Below are 21,089 nucleotides of genomic sequence, written 5' to 3'. Positions count from 1 at the left end.
GGGTCGTCGAGGTATCCGCGGATCGGCGCAAGCACCGGATTCGACATTAGCCAAATATTTGCCACGGTCCGTCTGGCGCGGCCCGGCGGCAGCAGGAATGCTTGCTGGGGCAGACCTGCGCCGCCGGCCCGTGCCGTCGGCTCAGGGGCTACCGGGTCAGGCGGTGTAGCGGACCGCGCCGCCGGTCAGATATTTGACGCTGCCGAATCCCTGTGCCTGGCCGAGGGATTCGGTCAGACGGGCGATGGTGACGGCGTCGAGGACGGAGTGGAATTCGCCGGTCGCGGTGAAGTTGATGTTGGCGCCGTACACGATGTACAGCACCACGGTGTCCTCGGTGTTGTCCTCGGGGACGAACAGCCGATGGACCGACGAGCCCGGTTCGTACAGGTAGGAGCCTTCGGTCTGCGGCTGGTCCGGGTACTCGCGGTAGGCCCAGGTGCCCTTCAGGGTGTAGGCGTGCACGCCGCCGGTGTGCAGGTGGACCGGTAGTTCGGCACCGGGGGCGAAGTGTGCGAGCACGACCCAGATACCCGCCTCGGGGTCGAGAAACATTGGCTGGTAGTCGATTCCGGGTCCGAGGGCGTCCTTCAGCACGGGGACGTCGGCGATGTTGAGGGTCAGCAGTTCGCTCTGTGGCAGGGAGTGGACCGGCAGGGTGGCGGCGGTGGCGGTCATGGATTCGTGCTCCGTTCCGGGTGGATGAATGTTGTTCTGGTGCAAGTGTTTCCGGCGGGTTCAGGACGCGCTGTAGCCGCCGTCGACGGGGATGGTGACGCCGGTGACCAGGGCCGCGGCCGGGGTGGCGAGGAAGACGGCGGTACCCGCGACGTCCGCGGGTTCGCTGAGCTGCCCGCTGGGGATGCGGCCGGTGATGGCCGCGCGCAGTTCGGGGGTCTGCTCGACCGCGGTGGTCATCGGGGTGCGGATCCAGCCGGGTGCGATGGCGTTGACCCGGATCCCGTCACCGGCCCAGGCGATCGCGAGGGTCTTGGTGAGTTGCACGACGGCGGCCTTGGCGGCGCCGTAGGCGGGGACCAGTGCCGAGCCGAAGTAGCTGTACATCGAGCCGACGTTCACCACGCACCCGGCGCCGGAGGCCGCGAGCAGCGGTTTCATCGCCGAGGCGACGGCGAACGAGCCGGTGAGATGGATGCCGAGCACCTCCTCGAAGGTGTCGAGTTCGTATTCGGCCATGGGCACCGCCCGGCCGGCGCACTGCACGAGCACGTCGAGGCGGCCGAGATCGGCGGCCAGGTCCCGGATCGACTGCCGGTCGCGGACGTCGAGCACTCGCTCCTCGATACCCGGTCGGACGGTGTCACCGGCAGTGATGTCGGTGGCGACGACGGTCGCACCCCCGGCCACGAACGCGTCGGCGATCGCACTGCCGATGCCGCCGCGGCCACCGGTGACGAGGACGCGCTTACCGGATACGGAGAAGTCCACGGGCATGGTCGGAATCCCTTTCCTGACGTCGGCACGTCGGCGGTGATGTGCCGGTGCTCACAATCGTGCAGACCCCGCACGGCAAATACTTGCCACGAGGCGACATAAATTTGACAATTGGTGACATGACCGATCTGATCCGGGGCACGTCGCTGGCGGAGTTCGCCGGCCTGGTGACCGGCCTCGGCGGCGATCCCGCGGCGCTGTTGCGGGCACAGGGGATCGATCCCGCGATCGCCGGTGCGCACGAGCGGTTCCTCACCTATACCGCCCTGGCCCGGGTGATCGGTGCGGCGGCATGCGAATTGTCTTGTCCCGATTTCGGTTTGCGTCTGGGATGCCGGCAGGGGATACAGATTCTGGGCCCGGTCGCGGTGATCATCCGGCATGCGGCGACGGTCGCGGAGGCGCTCGAGGGAGCGTCGCGGTATCTGCACACCTACAGTCCGGCCGTCCGTACCGGTGTGGATCGGGGCCCGCACTCGTCGGACCTCGAATTCGGTTTCACGGTAAGGCAATTGGCCCATCGCGATCAGATGACGGAACTGAGCCTTGCCATCGCGCTGGATGTGTTCCGGCTGTTGCTCGGTGACGACTTCGTTCCGCTGCGGGTGACGATGCAGCACCGGCGGATATCACCGCCGGAGGTCTACCGGCCGGTGTTCGGTGCGGAGGTGGTGTTCGAGGCCGACCGGAACACGATCGTCTTTCCGAGTGCGTTGCTGGCCAGCGAGATTCGTGGCCGGGACGCCGCGGCGCGGGCCCTCGCGGAAACCTATCTGTCGCCGATCCGGCCGGATGTGGCGCTGCCCGATCATGTCCACCATCTGGTGCGGCGGCTGCTCGAGGTGGATCAGGCCACCCTGGTCGGCGTCGCCCGCGCGCTGACCGTGCATCCAAGGGTGTTGCAGCGCAACCTCGCCGCCGCCGGGACCACCTTCGAGCAGATCCTCGACGACGTCCGCCGCACCATGGCATGGGAATTGGCGGCCACCGGGCTGCGCAGCGGCCGGATCGCCACCATGCTCGGCTATTCCGAGCAGAGCAGCTACACCCGGGCCTGCCGGCGGTGGTTCGGTGAATCACCGCGGCAGCTGGCGGCCCGCCGGCGGGCCACCGCGGCATCGGGATGAGCCCGGGTGATCACGCCCGGCGGCGGGGTCTGCCCGAGGCGAGCAGGGCGCGCTGGGTGCGCCTGCCCTGCGCGACGAGCAACGGTGCCGCGCGTCGCGAGATGCCCGGCATCAGGTCGACGGTTCGCGCGAGCACGCCGCGCCAGCGCGGTATCGCGGTGACCGGTCGGGGGCGGTCGAGCACCTTGCGCACGGCCGCGGCCACCTCCTCGGGCTGTAACAGCTTGCCGGAGAACGACAATGCCGAACCCGGGTCCTCCAGCTTGTCGAACAGCATCGGCGTCCAGATTCCGTCCGGGCAGATGCACGAGATGTCGATGTCGTGGATCCCGGCGAGTTCGAGGTCGGCGAGTGTGCTGAGGCTGAACCCGATCGCGGCGTGTTTGGAGGCCGCGTACACCGCTTCGCCCGGCACCATCGTCAAACCGGCCAGCGAGACGATGTTCACGATATGGCCGCCGCCGTCGCGCATGCCCTCGATCGCGGTGACGGTGCCGTTGATCGTGCCGAGCGCGTTCACCTCCAGCATCGACCGGCGGGCCTCGGCGCTCTGCTCCCACGCCGGGCCGGTGTACAGGACGCCCGCGTTGTTGATCCACACCTCCAGCCGTCCGGCCAGTTCGAGGATCGCCGTGCGAGCGGCGGTCACCTGTGTCTCGTCGCGCACATCGAGTGCGAAAGGCGTTGCCCGCGTGCCGAGTTCGGCTGCGGTCCGCGCGGCGGCATCCGCGTCCAGATCGGTCACCAGCACTCGATGACCACGCTCCACCAGCACCCCGGCGAGCAGCCGGCCCAGGCCCCGCCCGGCGCCGGTCACGACGGCTCCGCCTCGCTCCTGCGCGGTCATCGCCGATTCACCGTGCCCCGTCCGATCAGTGTCCACATCATCGGCCGCCTCCTGTTCGTTTGCGCTGCGGACCACGATCGTCCACAGCTGCACGCTATCGGGGTCGCCGACGGAAAAATTGTCCGAATACGACCAATAGTTGTCATCAGGCGACTTGTCACCCGGATCGGTCCACGGTCACGCGCGTTCGTCGTCGGGTTCGTGGGGGCCGGGAGACGGCTCGATCAGGGTCGACGGTGTCGTCGCGAATCGTAGCCAGGTCCCGTACAGCCACTGCTGGTAGGTGGCCGGGTCCCAGTCGAGGGTTCTGATCATGAGATTGTAGGTTTCGGCCTGCGCGAGCGTGCCGGCCGTGGTGATGATCCATTCCAGGTCGGCGTCGGGATGCAGCAGGCCGTCCGCGTGCATCCGACGCCAGAGGTCGGCGATGTTCCGTTGCGTGGCAGTCCGTCCCGTGCGAGCGTCTTGGGCGATCAGGGGTTCGCCGGCTTCGGCCGCGGCGGCGACCGCGATCAGCGGCGCGGCCCGCTCCATCACTTCGCGCGCGCCGCGTGCGTAGCCGGCGATCCGTTCCTCGAGGGTGGGGGCGGTGGCGGCGCGGACGTACCAATCGCGGTGCGCGAGGTCGACCTCCTCGGTGTCGCCGACGAGCGCAACGTCGATGGCACGTTTGAGCAGTTCGGCCTTCGAGCCGAATCGCAGGTAGACCGTCCGCGCACCGACCGCGGCGGCTTCGGCGACCGCGGCCAGGGAGGTGGCCGCGTAGCCGTCGGCGACGAACAGCCGGGTGGCCGCGTCGAGAATCTTCCGCTCCGTCTCGGCCTTGCGGGCATCCCACAGCGGCGAGGTCTTCTTGACACCTCGATCCATTTGATGCATCCTTACTGCATCACTACAGTGATGCTGCTTCACTACACTGGTACTGCAGAGGATAGCATCCATGATCCCCGTACTCGCTGGGGTACATCACCTCAAACTTCCCGTTTCCGACCTGACCCGCTCGATCGACTGGTATCACAGTCGCTTCGGATACGCGGTCGTCATCGAATTCCGTGAACAGAACGTCCTGATGGGCGTCTCCCTGCGCCACCCGGCGGGCGGACCACTACTCGGCCTCCGGCTCGATCCCGAAAAGGCTGTCGCGGCAGCGGGTTTCGACTACTTCTCCATCGGCGTGCCGGACCGCGCCGCCATCGAAGCGCTTGCGGCACATCTCGATGAGCTCGGGGAGACCCACGCCGGCGTGCACTTCGCCACCATGGGCTGGATCCTGCCCGAGTTGCACGATCCCGACGGACACGAAATCCGCTTCTACACCAACGAATCCCACACCGAACTCGGTGACCACCCGCTGACGGCCGGCGATGTCCGAGCGGCCTCGGAAAGGAAATGACCATGCCCCACCGCCCGAAATCAGCGACCATGTTCTCCCGGTCGGCACGTACGCTGCGTGCCGGGCTGTTCGTGCTCGGCACGACGGCCGTTCTCGGCGTCGCCGGAACCGTTGCCGCACAAGCCGTGCCGCCCAGTTCGGTGAACCTGAAGACCGATTGGGATGTGTATCAGCGCCCGTCCGGTACGACCGACAACCCGCTCGGATTCCACGTCGAAGTCACCTGGTCCGAAACCAACGCGGCCAACACGGTCGTGACGTTCAACGGACTCGCCGACACCCTGACCGACCGCGGGGTGATCAGGGCCGGCGAGGGCCAGATCCAGGGCCGGTCGATCAGATTCACCATCCACTGGTCCGATGGGAAAACCGGTGTCTACCAAGGCAGCTGGTTCGAAGACGGCTACCTGCGCGGCAACAGCAGCGAGGAGGGTACGGGCCGGACTGCCGAATGGTGGAGCCGGGCCGACAACTGGACCCTGACGCCGGCCCGCTGACCGATCCCCTCGGTCAGCGGACGGAGACGACCTTCGAGCGCACGGTCGGCCACGCATCGGCGGCTTCTCTTCCCGCCACGGCGTGGTCGACCACAGGCGCAAGCGTGAGGCCGGTCGACAGGATGTCCAGCACGGCGGGGCTATCGGCGCGCTCGTCGGCCCGGCCGCGAGCGGCTGTCTAACCCACTCGGTACGACTTCACATCGGGCGCGCCGTGCGATGCGAACCATGCCTCCAGATCCGGGCCGTCCAACGGTACGGCCGAGTCGACGCCGATATCCACCGGCCCTGCCAACAGACCCGTGGCACCGTCGACACGAGCATCCGCAATCCGTGCACCTGACAGTCGCGTTCGTTCCAGCACGCAATTCCGCAGGTCCGCACCTCGCAGGTCCGCCCCGGAGAACGAAGCCCGCATCAGACGCGCGCCGCGCAGATCCGCGCCACGAAGATCCGAATGGCTGAAGTCGGCCTGCTGCATATCTGCGCCCTGCAATTTCGCCTCCTGAGCCCGGCACCCTCGGCCGTGGACCTTCCGGAGGTCGGCACCGCTCAGATCGGCACCGACGAGTACCGCGTCGGCCAGCCATGCCGTGTAGAGATCGGTGCCGATCAGCAGAACTCGGTTCAGATTCGCCTGGCTCAGTTCGGCACCGAGCAAATCCAGTCCGGAGAGATCCGCGTCCGTGAAGTCGAGCCCCCAGCCATTGAGCAACATCGCAGCGGTCTGTTCCGAAGCCGGGTCGGCAGGCAAGCCTTCCAGATAATCAGTGATCGCCCGGTGCGCCCGCACATCCACAGGCCATCGGCGAACACTGTCCGGCGTACGCCCATAAGCAGTGGTCATTCCTACCAGAGTACCTTCCCTTGCCATTGGGTATTATTCGCGACAATTTCCTGCAAGCGTGCCTTCCGGGCAGCCGTCATACCGCTTTCGTCGATCATAACGCCTTCTCCGGAAGCGATCGAATCATTGATCATGTCAACGAATTCCTGATCGGATTGCGGGCTGGAAATCGGATTGCCCGCAACTTGTGGAGGCCGGTAATCCGGAATCACATCAGGCGAGCTCTTCACATCCCAGCGAAGATTCGTCTCGGTATCAATGAATTCACCCTGATCTTCACCGTGTGTCCCCAGCGGAGCTCGCTCGAGCGGACCCACTCTACCGGCGTTCTCATTGGCCAGCCCGACTTCGGCTTCCCTCCTCGATTGCGGGCTGACCTTGCCGTTCTTTGCCGGATCTTTCGCGAGTTCTTCCACGCGCTGCTGGTATTCGGGAGTTCCGGGCGTATTGCTCGATCGCACCGGACCGGGGTGCGCATGGTCGTCGTCGAGACTGTCGACGGCAAGTTTGAGAGCGAGGATGGTGGCGAGGGTGCCGGTGACGTTTCTGATGTTCTTCGCGGCGTCGAAGGCGTCGATGACGCCGACCGCGCCGCGACCGAGGCGGCCGAGCAGGCCGAGGATACGGATGAGGCGAGTGCCCTCGTAGGCGGTACGGACCGCGTTGACAGTGTCCGCGACGATGGCCGCGATACCGCCTCCCGCCACCGCCGCGCCGGCGCCGAAAGTGAATACCGCCGCGACGATTCCGGCCGCGGCGGTGACCGCGATACCGATGACGGCGGTGGATACGACACCGCTGATCGCCGAGCGGACCTCACCGGTACCGGTGGCATAGTCGGACACAGCCGTGCTGATCGAAAGGCTGGAGGCAGCGACCTCGGCGGCGGCTCGGTGCAGCGTGCCCAACTGCTCGAGCAGAGTGTCCTTGTGGGGATCACTGATCGAGTCGAACAGACCGGCAACGGTCTGTATGTCGTCGGCGGCCGCGGTCACGGCATTGTGGTGCGCGAAAGCCTTCCACGCCGCGGCAGCGGTGTCGAGCAGGTGGGTATTGCCGTTGGGCAGGCCACCGAGTTCGTCCTGGATCTTGTCGAGGAACTTCTCGTAGACACCGCTGTCGCCGCCGTCGCGATCGACACCGGGGCCGTTGCCCGCGCTGGAGGCAGGCATATCCATTTCGGTGTCGTAGTACAACGCGGATTCGGTCGGTTTGTCCGGCATATGATCGGGATGCTGGCTTACCGCGTAGTTCCAGCCGAACGCGTACAGCACGTCCCCGTATTTCACCAGTGCATCGACCAAGGCGGCCACGGCGCGAAAATGGTCCGCTGCCACCGCGTCGTATTCCCTGGCCCACTGCAGACAGCCTGGTGCATCACCGGCCATACCCTTGCACTGGTGCGACAGGGTCGTCTCCAACGGCCCGAAGGCCAGCGACAGCCGGTCGGCCAGATCGTGGCATTGCCGGCCGGCGGAGTACAGGGTGCTCCATTGCAGCTGGATCGCCAATCTGTCACTCCCCGTGCAGCATTCGGCCGTTGAGCTCGACTGCCCGTCGCACTTTCTCGTGCGCGAGTCGCGCGGCCTCGTGTGCGGTCCTCACCCCGTCGGCGAAGTCGTGGGCCTGGGTCGCCCACCGCCGATGTGCGTCCTGATATGCTGCAGCGGCCTCCGAATTCCACACGGTAGGGCCCAAATTCGTGACCGCGTGGTCGATCGCGTCGAGTTTCTCGGTGATGAAACCCGCTAAACCGGACAAACGTGCGACGATGTCGTCGAGTCGATCGAGATCGACCTGCAAACCGTCATCCATGCCGTCCCCTACAATTTCAGGCTGCTCAATCGCGTGGTGGATGCACCCTCGGTCGATTCGTAGGCACCGACTGCTCCGCCGAGCGCTGCCACCAATTCGGCCAGGGCAGACAGGATTTCGCTACCGCTGTCACGTGTCTCGGTCCACCCCTGCGTGAACCGGGTCGCCGCAGGACCCGACCAGTTCGACTGCAGCAGCGAGTTCACCTCACCATCCACCGAGTCCAACGCCGAGCGCAGCTCCGTCTCCGCCTGCGAGATCAATCCTGCCACCGCCCGAACGGCGTCGGGCACCACCTCGACCGCACCGCCGGAGTCGTCCGACTCCGCAGCGTCCCCCTCGAGTCCGCCCATGGTCGACAACCTAACCGGCACGGGCGGGCAGCGTCAATGGAACCAGGGATCGGCCGCGCTGTTGCTTTGCGGCAGTGAACTTTTCCTGGATCAGTGGTCTTCCTCGATGATTCGGCGCCAATCGTTGCCGTATTTCATGCTGAGCACCGCATCTTCCTGGGCGAGGGCTCGGCGGTGGTAGTCCTCGAAATCGGCCATGGACTGGTGTTGTTCGTGGTGGATTCGGGCGCGGTCGGTGAGGATGCTGTGCAGGCCGGCGGATCGGATTCGATAGCCGTAGTCGGGGTCGGTGCCGTATCCGAGGGACATGTCCCGATCCCAGAAGCCCAGAGCGTCGATGGTGGAGCGTTTGATCAGCGTTGCCGTGGGTTCCAGTTGGCGGCGGATCGAGGCGGCGCTCTCGGCTCGTTCCATGAAGGGGTGCCACGAGTTGTGTTCGGGGGCGATCTGCGCGTAGTCGGCCGAGGAGAAGAGTACGTCCACCAGTTCTCGGAGTACCGTGTCGCCGTAGTCGAAACGTACGTCGGAATTCAGCAGCCAGAATGCGTCGTATTCGTCCTCGGTGGAGGCGATCAGATATCCTGTGTACATTCCGTTGACGAATCCCAGGTTTCTCGGGATTATATGCGTTGCGGATTCGGGGGGTGTCGGGGAACCGTTGTCTATTACGTAGACCCGTTTTCTGTCGTATGCGAGAGTGGTGTTCAGGTAGTTCGCCAGGGCGTTCGTCATCTCGGCTGTGTTGAAATTCAATACGATGATCGCTACATTCGGATCCGCGGACGGGTCCGGGGGTTCGGGTCTGGGGCGGGAATATGCGCGTCCGCACGGGTCCGTGCCACCCGACGGGGTCGGCTCCGGGGGGCTGCCGGAGGGTTCGGAATTCATGCCGGCGAGTTCGCCGGGGGTTATCAGTTTGTTTTCCAGGGCGAGCTGGCGGTATCGGCGCAGGATGGGGTGCTCGTCCAGTGCGCCGGCCTGTTTTCCGGAGGACAGGTGGCTTGCCAGGAATCTGGGGTATATGCAGTGGCCGCGCTGGAGGTAGGTGGGTATTCGGACCGACAGGGCACGTTCGTCGTCCACCGTGTCCGCGGACATGTAGGACAGGTCCGTGCCCATCCAGGCTACGAAGTGCATGCCCAGTCGGCCCGGCCATTCGATGGGTGTTGCCGGAAGCTGTTCGAACAGGTGTCGATTGTCCAGGAAGTGATGGTGCAGGGTGCTTGCGGCTGCGGCGCTCTCCCAGAGGCTTCCGCCGAATCCTCCCGGTGGTAGTTCCAGCTCCATCAGGCTTCTCGGTACGGCGCCGTTCTGTTGCTGGTAGTGGGCGCAGATGTTGTTGTTGATCACGTTCGCGGTCACCAGGAAGTATTGCGGATGCCGGATGCGGAATCGGATGAAATCCTCCAGGGTTTCCAGCTGGAGGTAGACGATGTCGTCGTCGCATTTCAGGAAGACGGTGTCGGCGTAGTGGTCGGCGCGGGCGGCGTAGAAATGTATCGCGTCCACGAATCCGGCACGCCATCCGGTGGTGCTGTGGTAGAGGTATTCCCTCGTATCGGACAGGGCCGGGAGGCGCCATTCGGCGTCGGAGTCGAATCCTGTCTTGACGTGGACGTCGTAGCCGCCGGGTGGGATGTGGAACCCGTGTCGGATCAGGGGTGCCTTGTCCACTGTCAGGGTCAGGTTCGACTCGTCCAGGGCGACGTGTATTTCTCGAAATGTTCTCGGTGAGAGGATGCCGGGGGTGTTCACTTCGGCCAGGGGGGCGTGTATGTGTTCGCGGTTTTCGTGGTCTTCCACGAAGAAATCGGGGGGATCTATGCGGCGTAGCGCGGTGCGCTGATTTCCCCAGCCGCCTATGACGAATTCGAAGGACGGGGCTTCGGGGTCGCGGGACTCCAGTCCGATATGGACGTCGTTCCTGGAGCGCACCCGCGCGGTCCACTGCCGGGTGGACTCCGATTCCGGGCCGAGAGTTCCGGCCGGGTAGTAGACGAGATTGTCGGGGGTGCGGCCCAGGCCGGGGAAGCGGGAATTCAGCCAGCGGTCGTCGGCGTCGTTCCGGGCGAAATTCCAGACGTGCCATTCATCGATGAGATTGCGGCCGAGCGCTTCCTCCGCGTACCGGGCCAGCAACTCCATGCGATCCCGGCGGCCGGCGAAGGTGACCAGGACGACTCGTCGCCCGTCGACGATCGACATACGGCCTGTCCTCTCCCGCCGGTGCGGCCACCGGGCCCGCAGGAGCGGGCCAGCGAGAGTTTATGCGCTGGGGGCGTGGGCTGCCGAGGGAGAAGTGCCGGCGGAGGGCGCTCGCGGGCAACTTCTCAGCTGCCCGATCCGCTGGATACGACTCCTATCGCGGGCAGGACCAAGGTGCATTCGACGGGCATCGGATTGTCCGGATCGAGGGCATTGAGGACGTCGCGGGCGGCCACCGGATCGGAGTTGATGGAGAGGTGGTCGGCGAAGTCCTGCGGGCATTGGTCCTGCACGATGAAATTGGTCGCGTTCGGTTCGTGGACGAGGCCGATGGTGTACGGGACGACCACTTCGTCGTAGCGGGTGACGATCTGGGTGTAGGCGACACCCGGCACGGTTATCCCGCCGTCGTTGAGCTGCCGCATGAATGCCGAGGTGGCGAGAAACTCCACGGGGGCGGGCTGGTCGGCGGAGCCGGTGCTCGAACCGGTGTCGGCGAGCGCGGAACCACCGCTGCCGTGCACGAGGGGAGCGAGTCCGATCATCTTCGCGACCTTGTCGGAGCCGTGGCCCACCTTGACATACCAGTACGGCATGGTGGCGCCCTCGGAATGTCCGACGAGGTCGACCTTGGTGGCGCCGGTCGCCTGGCGTACCCGGTCGACGAAGCCGTCCAGGGTTCGGGAGCTGCTCTCCATCGAGGTCAGGCCGCCGAGCAGCCCCATGGGATCGCCGCCGGGTGCGCCGTAGGTGAGGGCGTAGACGCAGTAGCCGTTGTTCGCCAGCAGCGGCCCGTAGGTCTGCCAATTGTCGTTGCGGTTGGCGAGCAGGCCGTGGACGAGAATCACCGGTTCGGGATGCCGGGGCGACGGGTGGCACGACCAGTCGTTCGTTCCGGGCGGACTCGCGGCGCCGCCCTGCAACGCGCCACCGATCGCGTCGAGGAGGAAATGGTCGGGAACCGGGTAGGGCGTCGCCGGGGGCGGGTCGGCCTGAGCGGTTGTGGCGAAACCGCCGTGAAGTACGGCGGCAGCGAGGGCACCGGCGGCCAGCGCGGTCCATCGGCGAGTTCGATCTGTCATACCGGGGACTATGGTCGAATTCGCGCGCCTTCCGAGTTCAACGAAAATATTCGGTGGCACCACACAATTGGGAACTGTGGGTAACCACCGAGCCGTGGTGAGAAATCCGGATCGGCGCCTATCCGGTCGTCGTCACCTTCGGTGTGACGGTCGGTGGGTGTGCGAGGGACGGAGTTGTCGGACGCGCCGACTTCGTCGGTGCCGGGGACTTGGTCGTCGTGGATTGTGCCGATGTGGTCGTCGGCGGCGTGGACGATGCCGGTGTTCTGGAGAGCGTGGTCGAGCTCGCCGGAATCGTGGTTGTCGCAGTGGTTGTGGGCACCGTCGTGGTTGTGGTGCTCGTCGGTGCTGTTGTGGTGGTGCTGGTCGGCGCAGTGGTGGTGGTCGGCGCTGTCGTGGTGGTGCTTGTCGAAGTCGAAGTCGATGTCGTGGTGGTGGTGGTTGTCGTGGTCGGCGTTGCGGTGGTCGTCGGGTCGGACGTAACGGTGATGGTCGACGGGAGGGCCGACACTGTCACCGTGCTCGGGTCGGCCGTCACCGTGATCGTCGACGTATCCGTCGGAGCCACGGAAACGGTCACCGTCGGTATCGCGGTCGGTACGATCGTGCCCGGATCCGGCACGCTCGGCACGGCCTGGACCGAAAGGCTCGCCGTGGCTTCGATACTCGCGCTCATCGGCGGAACCGCCGGGCTCGCGGGCGGCACTTCCGCCGGGCTCGCGGGCGGCGGCACATCCGCCGGCGTGGGTGTCGCCGAGTCCGTGGCGGTAGACGTTCCGGTGCCGGGATCGGTGGTGTCGGCGACCGACTGAGCGGTTGCGGTGTCGGGGGACGTGCCGGTGTCCGGAACATCGGCGGAGACGGGGATTGCGTCGGATGTCGTGCTCGCCGCGCCGGACGGGCTCTGGATCGCGTTGTACCCGAAGGTTTGTACGGTGGCGCCCCGGAAAGCCTCCGCCAAGCTCGCCCGTCCCGGCGGGCTCGAATCAGCGCGGATCAGGAGAGTTATTCCGATCGCCGTGGTCATCAGCGCGGCCGCCATACCGGCATGTGGCATCTGCCGCCGGAAACGGTCGGCCACCGGCATTACGGCCTTGCGCCACCGCAGAATTCGCGGTCCGGATTCGGTATTGATCCCCGGCTCGGTCACCGGGTCTTCGTTGTTGTCGACGGATTGCAACGGACTACTGCTTTCTTGCTCGATAGGTGCCGGCGGGTTGCGGCACGTCGAACGGCACGGCTGATGAAATCGGTGAATTTCGGCAGTGCGCAGACACCGCGTCTCCGAACTCGCACAGCGGAGTTCGGGCGCCGAATCTCGAAGCGCCTCGTATTTCGGTCAACTCGAGTAGAGTCGCGCGATCGAGGGTTTCAGGGTTTGGGATACGGGGCCAGGTCGCGCAGTCGTTGCCGATGGATCTGCTGCAGTTCGCCTGCGCGGGTGAGGAAGTCGGCGATCGTCTCGAGTTCGGTCGAGTCGTACCAGCTCAGCAGCATCTTGTAGCTCTCGACGATCATGGGTGCGACGAGTTCCTGGACGCGATGCGCAGCGAGTTCGGTGGCCGCCACGATCACGCGGCGCCGGTCGGTCGGGTGCAGCGAGCGGGCGATGTAGCCCTGCTTCTCCAGCCGGTTGAGCATGATCGTGACACCGGCCGCGGTGAGGCCGAGCCGTTCCGCCAGAATGCCTGGCGTCGTGGACTTTCCGTCCTCCAGCAGGACGATTTCCAGCGCACGCCGATCGGTCTCGTTCACACCCAGCACCCTGATCAATTCGCGGACCAGATCCTCAGCGGTCTCGTGGTAGAACTCCCGGGCCCTCTTGAGCTCGACCGAGATCCGGGCGGGTTCGGTTGTTCTCGGACACACAGGTTTTCCCCTCGATCGCTCGAAACATCGGACCGCTCAGCAGAAGTCGCCCATCAGGGCGGGCTCGGTTGCCGGACATGCGAAGCGGACATTCGAGCTCCTGTCGATCGGTCGGCCGGCAGCCGGAACCACGGCTACCGGACATCACGAACGGGCACCGCCGCGGCCGCCGGGGCGACCGCGGGCTGTGCCGGACCTGCACTGTACGACACGGCGAGCGATGCGATACTGTGCATCGTATAATTCATCGGAGTTATCAAACCCGAAGTGGGGCAACCACTGTCGGGAACCGTGGTCGACCTGCCCCGCTGGGGTGGGACCTGGACCGGGCTGCTGGCACAACCCGGCCCAGGCGAGTTCACCACGGGCCGCCGGCACGGCTGCCGTCAAGCCGTGGCGCCTGTCCTCCGGCTCAGCTGACGGTTGTGGTGGTGAGAGTCGGGGACGGGTTCGGGTAGCACGAGGTCGCCACGTTGCCGACCAGTGCGACGTTGGTCGTCATGGTCATGCCGGGGCTGGCGTAGCTGGTCCCCGCGTACTTGCTGGTGATCGGTGTTCCGGCGGTGCCCGCGGTGACGTTGATGGTCACCGCCGGCGGGGTGAAGCTGGAGCCGCCGGAGATCGGACCCGGCACGGTCAGAACGACATTCCCGCCCGAGGTGGAGACGGTACCGGCCACGGTCCCTCCGGAGGCGGAGGCCGAGACCAGCGTCGAATTCGCCGGGGTCGGGAAGGTCATCTTCAGGTTGCTGATGTTGTTGACGGTGAAGCCGGAGGCCGAGCTCGGCACCGACGAGGAGCCGGGTGTGAGGGTGATGGCCACCGCCGAACCCGACGCCGCCGAACTCGGCGCGGTGCCGGTGACCGAGGTGGACATACTCGAGTTCTGGCTGATGCCGAAGACCGTGCCCTGGCAGCTCCAGTTCACGCTGACGGGCGTGGCATTCGCCGGCGCCGCCAGGCAGAAGACCGTGGCGACCGCCATCGGCGCCAGAACGCCGGCACGAAGGATGGACGAGATGGATCTCATGGTTATCTCCAGAAAGGGAACAACGGCGGGACGTGATGTCGAGCCGTAACAGCAGGTGTTTGAAATATAACCTGTTCTCATCTTTCCGGGGTCGATATCACAAATAACGGTTCGGCATCGATGGCCGACCGTAAGCGTGTGAAAATATCGTTATCCACTATCAAATATTCATGCTGGAAAAGTTAATTGCGGCAAGATTTTCTACCTGGATCGATCGAGCTCAGAGCGTTTTGAATCGACCTGCCGGGGGTATCCGTAATTTCGCGGTAATACGGATTCCGCGCGTAAGCGGCCTCGGTTACCGAGTTCGTCCGACCGGCAATGCGGATCAGCTGACGCGCTGTACGTGAGCGCCGACGATGATGCCGTTGACGACGGTGTAGGTGCCCGCGAAAGTTCTCGGGGGCGTCGGTCTGGGCCGCCACGAGAGTGATCACTGCCGTGGTGGCGTCGGCGTCGTGTACGGATGCTTCGTCGTCGGCCGTGGTCCGGAAGCTCTGGACGAAATCGGGGTAACTGGAGGCGAGATTCTTACCGCCCAGGGCCCATGCGCTCGCGTAGTCGTGCCTGTTGATCGCTGCGAAGTAGGCCGTGACGACCTGCGCCGGATCGGTGGGCGGGAGCGCCGGGGTCGTCGATACGGGCGGGAGCGCATACCTGGTGGTCGGTCTTGCCGCGGCGGACGGCGGGACCGAATCCGGTACCGGGGAGAGCTGCGACCGCGCGAATGGCGTAGGCATCGCGACCGGTCCGGTCGTCGGCGACTGTTCGCGGTTCACGGCGACGAGCACGGCGACGGTTACGCTGACGGCCACCACCGCTGCCGCCGCGACGATCAGCGCGAGCGGCAGGTTCACTCGTGCACCTCGCCGCGGTGACGGCCACGGCCGGGCGGGGGACGACTCCGGTTCGAGGCTCCGCTGCCGCAGCGGCTCGGTCACTTGTGGAGCACCGAAACAGTCGACGTGCGGCGGATCAGCGAGCGGCTGCGCTACGGCAATCGAAACCGGCTCCGGCAGCGCGAGTTCCGTGGAGACGGACGGCAATTCCGAAGGTGGAAAAGGTGTCTCGGCCGGCGGCGAGCCGGCCATCGGGAGCGTGCGTCGGCGGGCGACCGCGATGAGTTCCCGTCCGACGGCGGCGGTATCCCATTCACCGGTGCCGACATGCACTCCGGCGGGTAGGGACCTCGGCGGGGACAGTGCACCCGAAACGACAGCGGCCCCGGGGTTTTCCGCGGTGACGACCGGCAGGCCGAATGCCTCGCCGATCCGCCTCGCGAGCCCGGGGGTGTGGCTCGAGGCGCCGACCAGGTAGACCGCGGCGAGTTCGCCATGCCCCACACCGGCGTGGTCGATCGTGGTACGCAGGTCCTCGATGCCGGCCGCCAGGACCTCGGCCGACGCCGACTCGAAGTCGGCGTGCGCGATGTCGAACCCGTGCCCGGCCTCGTCGGCGACGATGCGGATCGCGGGGCGCGCGACGAGTTGCTCGCGGCCCTGGGTGACCATCCGGCGCCACTTCGCGTCGAGCTCCGGTTCGGTCCCCTCGGCCGGAAAGAGTTGCGGCCGAGCGGCTTTCCCGTCGGCTCGGGCAATCAGTGCGGCGAACACCCGGTCGAGCGCCGCGCCGGAGAGACGCGAACCGCTCGTCGGCGACCCGGCGATCCCGAGCGTCCCGGCGGAGTTGCGCACGATCGCACTGTCCGCGCTCCGGTAACCCACATCGAGAACCAGGACAGCGGTACCGGCGGGCAGCGGGTAGTCCGCCCGGAACCGCTGGGCGGCCGCGATCGGATCGGGCACGAAAAGCGGTGGCGGAAGGCCGATCTGCGCGGTGACGGTCCGCAGCGAGTCCAGCTCGGTGGCCGGCGTCGACGCCGGCAGGGTCAGCACCAGACTGCGCGGCCGGGTGCCCCCGTGGCTGTCGAGCAGCGTCGTGGCCACGTGCCGGACGACCGCGTGCATCCGGTTCTCCGCGCTGCCGGATCCGGGCCGATCGATCGGGACCGCATCGAATACCGGCAAGCTCAGGCGCCCGGCCTCGGCCACCGCGACCGCGGTGTCCTCGTTCGCGGGAGCGATGGCGAGATCCCAACTGTCCATGTCACACAGCCCCCTGCCGGCAGCGATACGGCCGCCCTCACGGCCCTCGGCTCCGACGCTAACGCAGCCGCCGGGCCGCGATACCGTCCTGCGATTGCTTCTGTCCCCTGCGCATCACTCGCGGAACGCGATGTTGCTCAACAGCTCCAGATCCTTCACCCGGATGGTCCGGTAACCGGTTGCTATGACACCGGATTCGCGCAGCCGCCGCAACGCCTTGTGCACGGACGGCTCGGCGGCACCGGACAAGGTGGCGAGCTCCGGTTGTGTTATCGGCCAACGGATTACGGCTCCCGCGCCGACCGCCTCCCCGTAGGTCATCGCGATCTGGTGCAGTACCCGGGCCAGGCGGGTCGGGACGTCACAGCCGGTGAAGTCGATGCGGCGCTCGTTGGCCACCAGCAACTTGGCGACGATCGACTCGTTGACCGCGAGCGCGATCGGCGGATTGCGTTCCAGGCAGCCGAGGAATTCGGCTCGGGTGGCCAGCCGGGCGACCGTGGGGCCGCAGGTGGTGACCGTCGCCGATCGAGGCTGGTCATCGATCGCGGCGAATTCGCCCACCAGATCGCCTCCCATCCGCACGGCCAGCAGGACTTCACGGCCGTCGCGGGCGCGCGCGGTCGCCTTGACCACGCCGTCCAGCAGTACCAATACGAAGGTGGTGTTCTCCTGTTGCCGGACGAGGATGCGGTCGCCCGGATATCGCACCCGAACCCCCAAGGTGAGCAACTGGTTTCGCGCGGACTTCCCGAGGCCACCGAGCAGGCTCGACGCGGGCCAATCCCAGACTTCTCTCGGTTCCTGCTCAGCTGTATCCGTCGTACCGCTGTCCATGACCAGAGTCTGCGCTTCTGCTCCGGCATGCGCTACAGCGAGCGAGAACAACGTCCCGAATCCACTACTGCGACGGGATGTTCGGACGAATATAGGTCCATAGTCGATATCGGCAGCAGGGCGGGGATGCTGCCGTCAGCGTCAACAGCCGACCGAGTATCGGGAGGATTCGGATGAATCGACAGCAGGAATATCGCGCGATGCTGGCAGTCGATATCGAGGGTTCCGGGGGGCGAGGTAACACGGCGCTGCTGCGGATCCGGGAGGTTCTGTTCGAGATATTGCGAGATGCGGTGGAGCACAGTGGAATCGACTGGACATTGTGCCTGCGTCAGGATCTGGGCGACGGTATGCGGGTCATCGTGCCCGCGGACACCTCGAAATTCCGCATGATTCAGCCGATGGTGCGGGAGCTCTCGGCCGCGCTGGAAGCCCACAACGAGACGGCGGCCACGGTGGAACGGATCCGGGTGCGGATGGCGCTGCACGCCGGTGATGTCCATCTCGGGCCGTCCGATGAGCCGGCCGGTCGGTCGCTGGTGGTGCTCGCGCGGTTGCTCGACGCGGCGCCGGTGCGAAAAGCGCTGGCACAGGCCCCGGAAGCGGTGGTGGTGGCCGTGCTGCTGTCGCAGCATTTCTACGACGAGACCATCGGGCACGGCTATCCCGGCATCGACCCCCGCACGTTCCATCGGGTCGCGGTGGCCGAGAAGGAGACCACGATGCCCGCGTGGCTGCATCTGTCCGGTGCGGTGATCGTCTCGCCGCCGGATGCCACCGCCACGCCGCCGGCCACCCGCGCCGACGAACCACCGCAACGCTCGACGATGGTCAACCGGGCGTCCGGACGCGGTGTCGTCTATGCCACCCAGAACGGCACGCAGCACATCCATACCCCCGACGAGTCCTGAAAGATCAGCCGTGGAAGCAGAATTGACCGCTCTGGCGGAGGCAGGCGCCGTCGCCTTGGTGAAGGCGATGGCCACGGATCTGTGGCCGATGACGCGTCAGGCCGTCGTCGAGCTGTTCCGGCGCGGCAGCCGGGATCGCATGACGGCTGTCGAGGCCCACCTCGACGAGAACGCCGCCCGGGTCCGGGAGGCGGTCGCGCCCGACGGGGTGCGGCAGGAACTGGTCGGGTTCTGGATTCTGGAGCTGGCCGAGCGACTGCAGCAGGACCCGCGTGCCCGCGAGACGCTCGTCCAACTCGCGCGCGTCGTCGGCAATGCGCTGCCGGAGGACCGGCCCGTGTCCTTGGAGCAGACGAACTGGACGCACGACAAGGGCACGACATTCGCGGTGCAGGGCGGTGATCAGCATGTGCGCTGGACCGCCCGCACACAGACGACAGCGGAATGAGACGACAGCATGATGCCGAACCAGGGCCCGACCGATACCACATGGAACTTGCAGCAGCCCAACGGAACCCGCTCTGCCGGAGTGACGGTGGCGGAGCCCGATCCGCGCAGTTCGATCGAAGATCTCGCCGGACCCCGGACCGGCGACGCCACGCGACATCTGTGCGCGGCAGCGATTCGGGACCGCCAATTCCGGGCCGCGGCCATTCGTGAGCTGGTGGAGAATCAGCATCGGGTTCCCGCACCCAATCTGGGTGTCGACGGCGCGCGCATATTGCACGAGTGCCTGATGGTGCGCCGCGGGGCGGTGGTGGCCGGAGCGGCCTTCCTCTGTGTCGGTCTGCTGGGTTTCGTGATCTCTCCGCTGGGGCTGATCCTCGTGGCGCTGTCGATATTCCAGCTGCGATTGTTCCTCGGGCTGGTCGGATCGGTGCGGGATGCGGTCGGACGGCGGCCCGACGGGTCGACCGGAGCCGCCACCCGGCGTCGCTCGCGCTGGGCCCTGTGGCTGGTGTGGTTCGTCGCCGGCAACATTTTCATCGCGATGTTCGACCTCGTGTTCTCGCTCAGCGAAGATTTCCGGTTCGAATCCTCGGTATTCATCGTGATACCGCTCTGGATCCTGGTCGGGGCGACGCACCACTATTGGAATTTCCGCCGAGAAGCCGCCTTGTTCACCGCGGCGGGCACGGACCTCGCGGCGTTCCCGGCCTTGCGGAGCGTATTCGAGCGGCTGCGCAACCGATCGTCCGAAGTGGACACCGTGTACGGCACATTCAGTCCGTTCGCCGGGTCCGGAGCCGAAATCTACAAGCGTGACTGGTCCTATACGGTCGAACTGCGGCCCAGCGCGGAACGGCGCAAGCAGGGCCGCGGGGCCGATGCGATGGAGGCCCCCGATCTGCATCATCGGATTGCCGCCGGGCTGATCCAGCTCGGACAGGGTTCGCTCTACCCGGGCGACCCGCTGCGCCGGCTCATCGTCGGTGACCGGCTGTTCCGGTCGGGAGGCCGCACCCGCCCCTGGCCCGAGTGGTTCGGCCGGCTCGCGGAATGGGATCCGCGGATCGGACGTCCGGTCCTGCGACCGGACTGGGCCGATCTGGTGGATCTGGCGGCACACGAGCGGCTTCGGCATTATCTGGAGGCGCGGGTCGAATTGTGGGGGTACCAGGTCGTTTCCTCGGTTTTCCTGCGGGTGCACGTCCAGGGTGATCTGCTGCAGATGGATGGTCTGGCCGTGCTGCTGCCGCCGATCGCGGCGGAGTATCGCAGGATCGATGAGCTGCGGACGCCCGAGCCGGTGACCGATGTCGTGATCGCCCTCGGGAAGGGAATTGCCGGGCTGCCCGCCGATCTGGTCGACGGTGTCGCGGAGTGCGGATCGGGACTGAAATCCTGGGCACGCACGAAATACCGGGAAATGTGGTACCGGACCATGATCGATGCAGGCCGCGTCGTCGACCATTCGCCGCAGCTCTGCCTCCGGGAACTGGGTGCCGAACTGGAATTCCAACAGCGATTCCAGGAAGCGGATGTCGAGCGCTTCATCCAGAGCGTGCGCAGGCGCGCGGTGACGGTTGTCCAGGCGGAGCTCCGGGCTCGCGGCTACGACACCGAGGAGTTCGACCTGATCGTGCAGTCCGTCAACAACGGGATCCAGAACTTCAACTCGACCGTGAACGGTCCGCAGGCAGCGGGGCCGGACGCCACCGCACACCAGGTCCACACACCCCCGGCCCAGATCGGACCCCAGTGAACAGTTCGCCACACATTCGAAGGAGACAAACATCATGTCGGATTCCCACCGCCCGGAGTCGAATTACGGAATCCAGAATTTCGGTTCACAGGTGAGCGGTCCGCAAGCGGCCGGACCGGGAGCCGTCGCGGCATACTCGGTCGGCGATGCCGATCAGGTCGCGGTCGACCGGGTCGAGAATCGAAGTGCCGCAACCGGAACACGACCGGAGGCCGCACCGGACGACCCGGACCCCGCTACCCACGCCCAGCAGAACCACGCCCGCGGATACGGCACGGTCTACGCGGTCACCGACGGCGACATGCACATCCGACCCGAGAAATAGCCGAACGACCGAACGTCCCCGGATCGGTGACTGCCGAGCCCGGGGATGTTCGTGTCCGATCGCCCTCCGCCGATCGGTGGCTCCGGTGCGGCGTTGTAGCTCACGTCTACTCGTGATGAGGACATATGCCGCGGATGTCCACATTCTCGGTGTCGCTCCTGTACTTCGCGGCGCGTTGGTGACAG

At 66.2% G+C, this 21,089-nt stretch carries 23 protein-coding genes; 9 read left to right on the top strand and 14 right to left on the bottom strand.

The window, feature by feature from the left end:
- Window positions 1–156: 156 nt before the first annotated feature.
- Complete coding sequence (locus G361_RS0118165; RefSeq protein WP_019928531.1) at window positions 157–678, bottom strand: 2,4'-dihydroxyacetophenone dioxygenase family protein; 522 nt, start codon at window positions 676–678, stop codon at window positions 157–159.
- A gap of 60 nt (window positions 679–738) precedes the next feature.
- Window positions 739–1,455, bottom strand: coding sequence for an SDR family NAD(P)-dependent oxidoreductase (locus tag G361_RS0118160; RefSeq protein ID WP_019928530.1), 717 nt, complete (start codon window positions 1,453–1,455; stop codon window positions 739–741).
- Between the two features lie 119 nt (window positions 1,456–1,574).
- On the opposite strand from G361_RS0118160, the gene G361_RS0118155 reads away from it, so the two are divergent.
- The gene (locus tag G361_RS0118155; protein ID WP_019928529.1) at window positions 1,575–2,582 is read left to right on the top strand and encodes an AraC family transcriptional regulator; all 1,008 of its coding nucleotides are present in this window, start codon (window positions 1,575–1,577) and stop codon (window positions 2,580–2,582) included.
- A gap of 10 nt (window positions 2,583–2,592) precedes the next feature.
- Here G361_RS0118155 and G361_RS0118150 read toward each other — a convergent pair whose 3' ends face one another.
- The gene (locus tag G361_RS0118150) at window positions 2,593–3,429 is read right to left on the bottom strand and encodes an SDR family oxidoreductase (RefSeq protein WP_026343181.1); all 837 of its coding nucleotides are present in this window, start codon (window positions 3,427–3,429) and stop codon (window positions 2,593–2,595) included.
- A 177-nt stretch (window positions 3,430–3,606) separates the two neighbouring features.
- Entirely contained in the window at window positions 3,607–4,299 is a 693-nt protein-coding gene (locus tag G361_RS47020) for a TetR/AcrR family transcriptional regulator (RefSeq protein WP_019928527.1), read from the bottom strand.
- A 70-nt stretch (window positions 4,300–4,369) separates the two neighbouring features.
- Here G361_RS47020 and G361_RS0118140 point away from each other — a divergent pair, with 70 nt between their 5' ends.
- Together G361_RS0118140 and G361_RS0118135 are read left to right on the top strand one after the other, a co-directional pair.
- Window positions 4,370–4,822, top strand: a complete 453-nt coding sequence (locus G361_RS0118140) for a VOC family protein (RefSeq protein WP_019928526.1) — start codon at window positions 4,370–4,372, stop codon at window positions 4,820–4,822.
- Window positions 4,823–4,824: 2 nt separating this feature from the next.
- Window positions 4,825–5,319 carry a hypothetical protein gene (locus G361_RS0118135; protein WP_155981488.1) on the top strand — a complete coding sequence of 165 codons (495 nt, stop codon included), beginning with the start codon at window positions 4,825–4,827 and terminating at the stop codon, window positions 5,317–5,319.
- Window positions 5,320–5,497: 178 nt separating this feature from the next.
- On the opposite strand, the gene G361_RS44010 is transcribed toward G361_RS0118135, so the two are convergent.
- The 6 genes from G361_RS44010 to G361_RS0118100 form a co-directional block, all read right to left on the bottom strand.
- A complete protein-coding gene (locus G361_RS44010) occupies window positions 5,498–6,166 on the bottom strand; it encodes a pentapeptide repeat-containing protein (protein ID WP_196814500.1) in 669 nt (222 codons plus the stop codon).
- Between the two features lie 2 nt (window positions 6,167–6,168).
- Window positions 6,169–7,677, bottom strand: coding sequence for a hypothetical protein (locus G361_RS0118120; protein ID WP_019928522.1), 1,509 nt, complete (start codon window positions 7,675–7,677; stop codon window positions 6,169–6,171).
- A gap of 4 nt (window positions 7,678–7,681) precedes the next feature.
- Window positions 7,682–7,981, bottom strand: coding sequence for a WXG100 family type VII secretion target (locus tag G361_RS0118115; protein ID WP_019928521.1), 300 nt, complete (start codon window positions 7,979–7,981; stop codon window positions 7,682–7,684).
- Window positions 7,982–7,989: 8 nt separating this feature from the next.
- Window positions 7,990–8,334: a WXG100 family type VII secretion target gene (locus G361_RS44005; RefSeq protein ID WP_019928520.1), complete on the bottom strand. Its 345-nt coding sequence runs from the start codon at window positions 8,332–8,334 to the stop codon at window positions 7,990–7,992.
- Window positions 8,335–8,424: 90 nt separating this feature from the next.
- Window positions 8,425–10,539 carry a hypothetical protein gene (locus tag G361_RS0118105; protein WP_019928519.1) on the bottom strand — a complete coding sequence of 705 codons (2,115 nt, stop codon included), beginning with the start codon at window positions 10,537–10,539 and terminating at the stop codon, window positions 8,425–8,427.
- A gap of 125 nt (window positions 10,540–10,664) precedes the next feature.
- Window positions 10,665–11,621, bottom strand: coding sequence for a triacylglycerol lipase (locus G361_RS0118100; RefSeq protein ID WP_019928518.1), 957 nt, complete (start codon window positions 11,619–11,621; stop codon window positions 10,665–10,667).
- 143 nt (window positions 11,622–11,764) lie between these two features.
- On the opposite strand from G361_RS0118100, the gene G361_RS49495 reads away from it, so the two are divergent.
- Window positions 11,765–12,433 (top strand): hypothetical protein, encoded by a 669-nt coding sequence (locus G361_RS49495; RefSeq protein ID WP_155981487.1) that lies wholly within the window; start codon window positions 11,765–11,767, stop codon window positions 12,431–12,433.
- A 559-nt stretch (window positions 12,434–12,992) separates the two neighbouring features.
- Here the strand turns inward: G361_RS49495 and G361_RS0118090 are convergent.
- Window positions 12,993–13,490 (bottom strand): MarR family winged helix-turn-helix transcriptional regulator, encoded by a 498-nt coding sequence (locus tag G361_RS0118090; protein ID WP_019928516.1) that lies wholly within the window; start codon window positions 13,488–13,490, stop codon window positions 12,993–12,995.
- 412 nt (window positions 13,491–13,902) lie between these two features.
- Complete coding sequence (locus G361_RS48375; RefSeq protein WP_196814499.1) at window positions 13,903–14,079, bottom strand: hypothetical protein; 177 nt, start codon at window positions 14,077–14,079, stop codon at window positions 13,903–13,905.
- On the opposite strand from G361_RS48375, the gene G361_RS50385 reads away from it, so the two are divergent.
- Complete coding sequence (locus G361_RS50385) at window positions 14,063–14,569, top strand: hypothetical protein (RefSeq protein WP_196814498.1); 507 nt, start codon at window positions 14,063–14,065, stop codon at window positions 14,567–14,569. The genes G361_RS48375 and G361_RS50385 overlap by 17 nt on opposite strands.
- 133 nt (window positions 14,570–14,702) lie before the next feature.
- Here G361_RS50385 and G361_RS47015 read toward each other — a convergent pair whose 3' ends face one another.
- Window positions 14,703–16,214, bottom strand: coding sequence for a hypothetical protein (locus tag G361_RS47015; RefSeq protein WP_196814497.1), 1,512 nt, complete (start codon window positions 16,212–16,214; stop codon window positions 14,703–14,705).
- Between the two features lie 525 nt (window positions 16,215–16,739).
- On the bottom strand, window positions 16,740–17,462 hold the full coding sequence (locus G361_RS0118075; RefSeq protein ID WP_026343178.1) for a Crp/Fnr family transcriptional regulator: 723 nt from the start codon (window positions 17,460–17,462) through the stop codon (window positions 16,740–16,742).
- A gap of 173 nt (window positions 17,463–17,635) precedes the next feature.
- Here G361_RS0118075 and G361_RS0118070 point away from each other — a divergent pair, with 173 nt between their 5' ends.
- From G361_RS0118070 to G361_RS0118055, 4 genes are all read left to right on the top strand, one after another.
- A complete protein-coding gene (locus G361_RS0118070; protein ID WP_019928512.1) occupies window positions 17,636–18,373 on the top strand; it encodes a hypothetical protein in 738 nt (245 codons plus the stop codon).
- A gap of 10 nt (window positions 18,374–18,383) precedes the next feature.
- The gene (locus G361_RS0118065; RefSeq protein WP_019928511.1) at window positions 18,384–18,821 is read left to right on the top strand and encodes a hypothetical protein; all 438 of its coding nucleotides are present in this window, start codon (window positions 18,384–18,386) and stop codon (window positions 18,819–18,821) included.
- Between the two features lie 87 nt (window positions 18,822–18,908).
- Entirely contained in the window at window positions 18,909–20,579 is a 1,671-nt protein-coding gene (locus G361_RS0118060; protein WP_155981485.1) for a hypothetical protein, read from the top strand.
- A 34-nt stretch (window positions 20,580–20,613) separates the two neighbouring features.
- On the top strand, window positions 20,614–20,904 hold the full coding sequence (locus G361_RS0118055; RefSeq protein WP_019928509.1) for a hypothetical protein: 291 nt from the start codon (window positions 20,614–20,616) through the stop codon (window positions 20,902–20,904).
- Window positions 20,905–21,089: the final 185 nt, after the last annotated feature.

Source organism: Nocardia sp. BMG111209 (assembly GCF_000381925.1).
Taxonomy (GTDB): domain Bacteria; phylum Actinomycetota; class Actinomycetes; order Mycobacteriales; family Mycobacteriaceae; genus Nocardia.
Note: the sequence above shows the minus strand (reverse complement) of the source record. Positions and strands in the feature narration are given on the sequence as shown.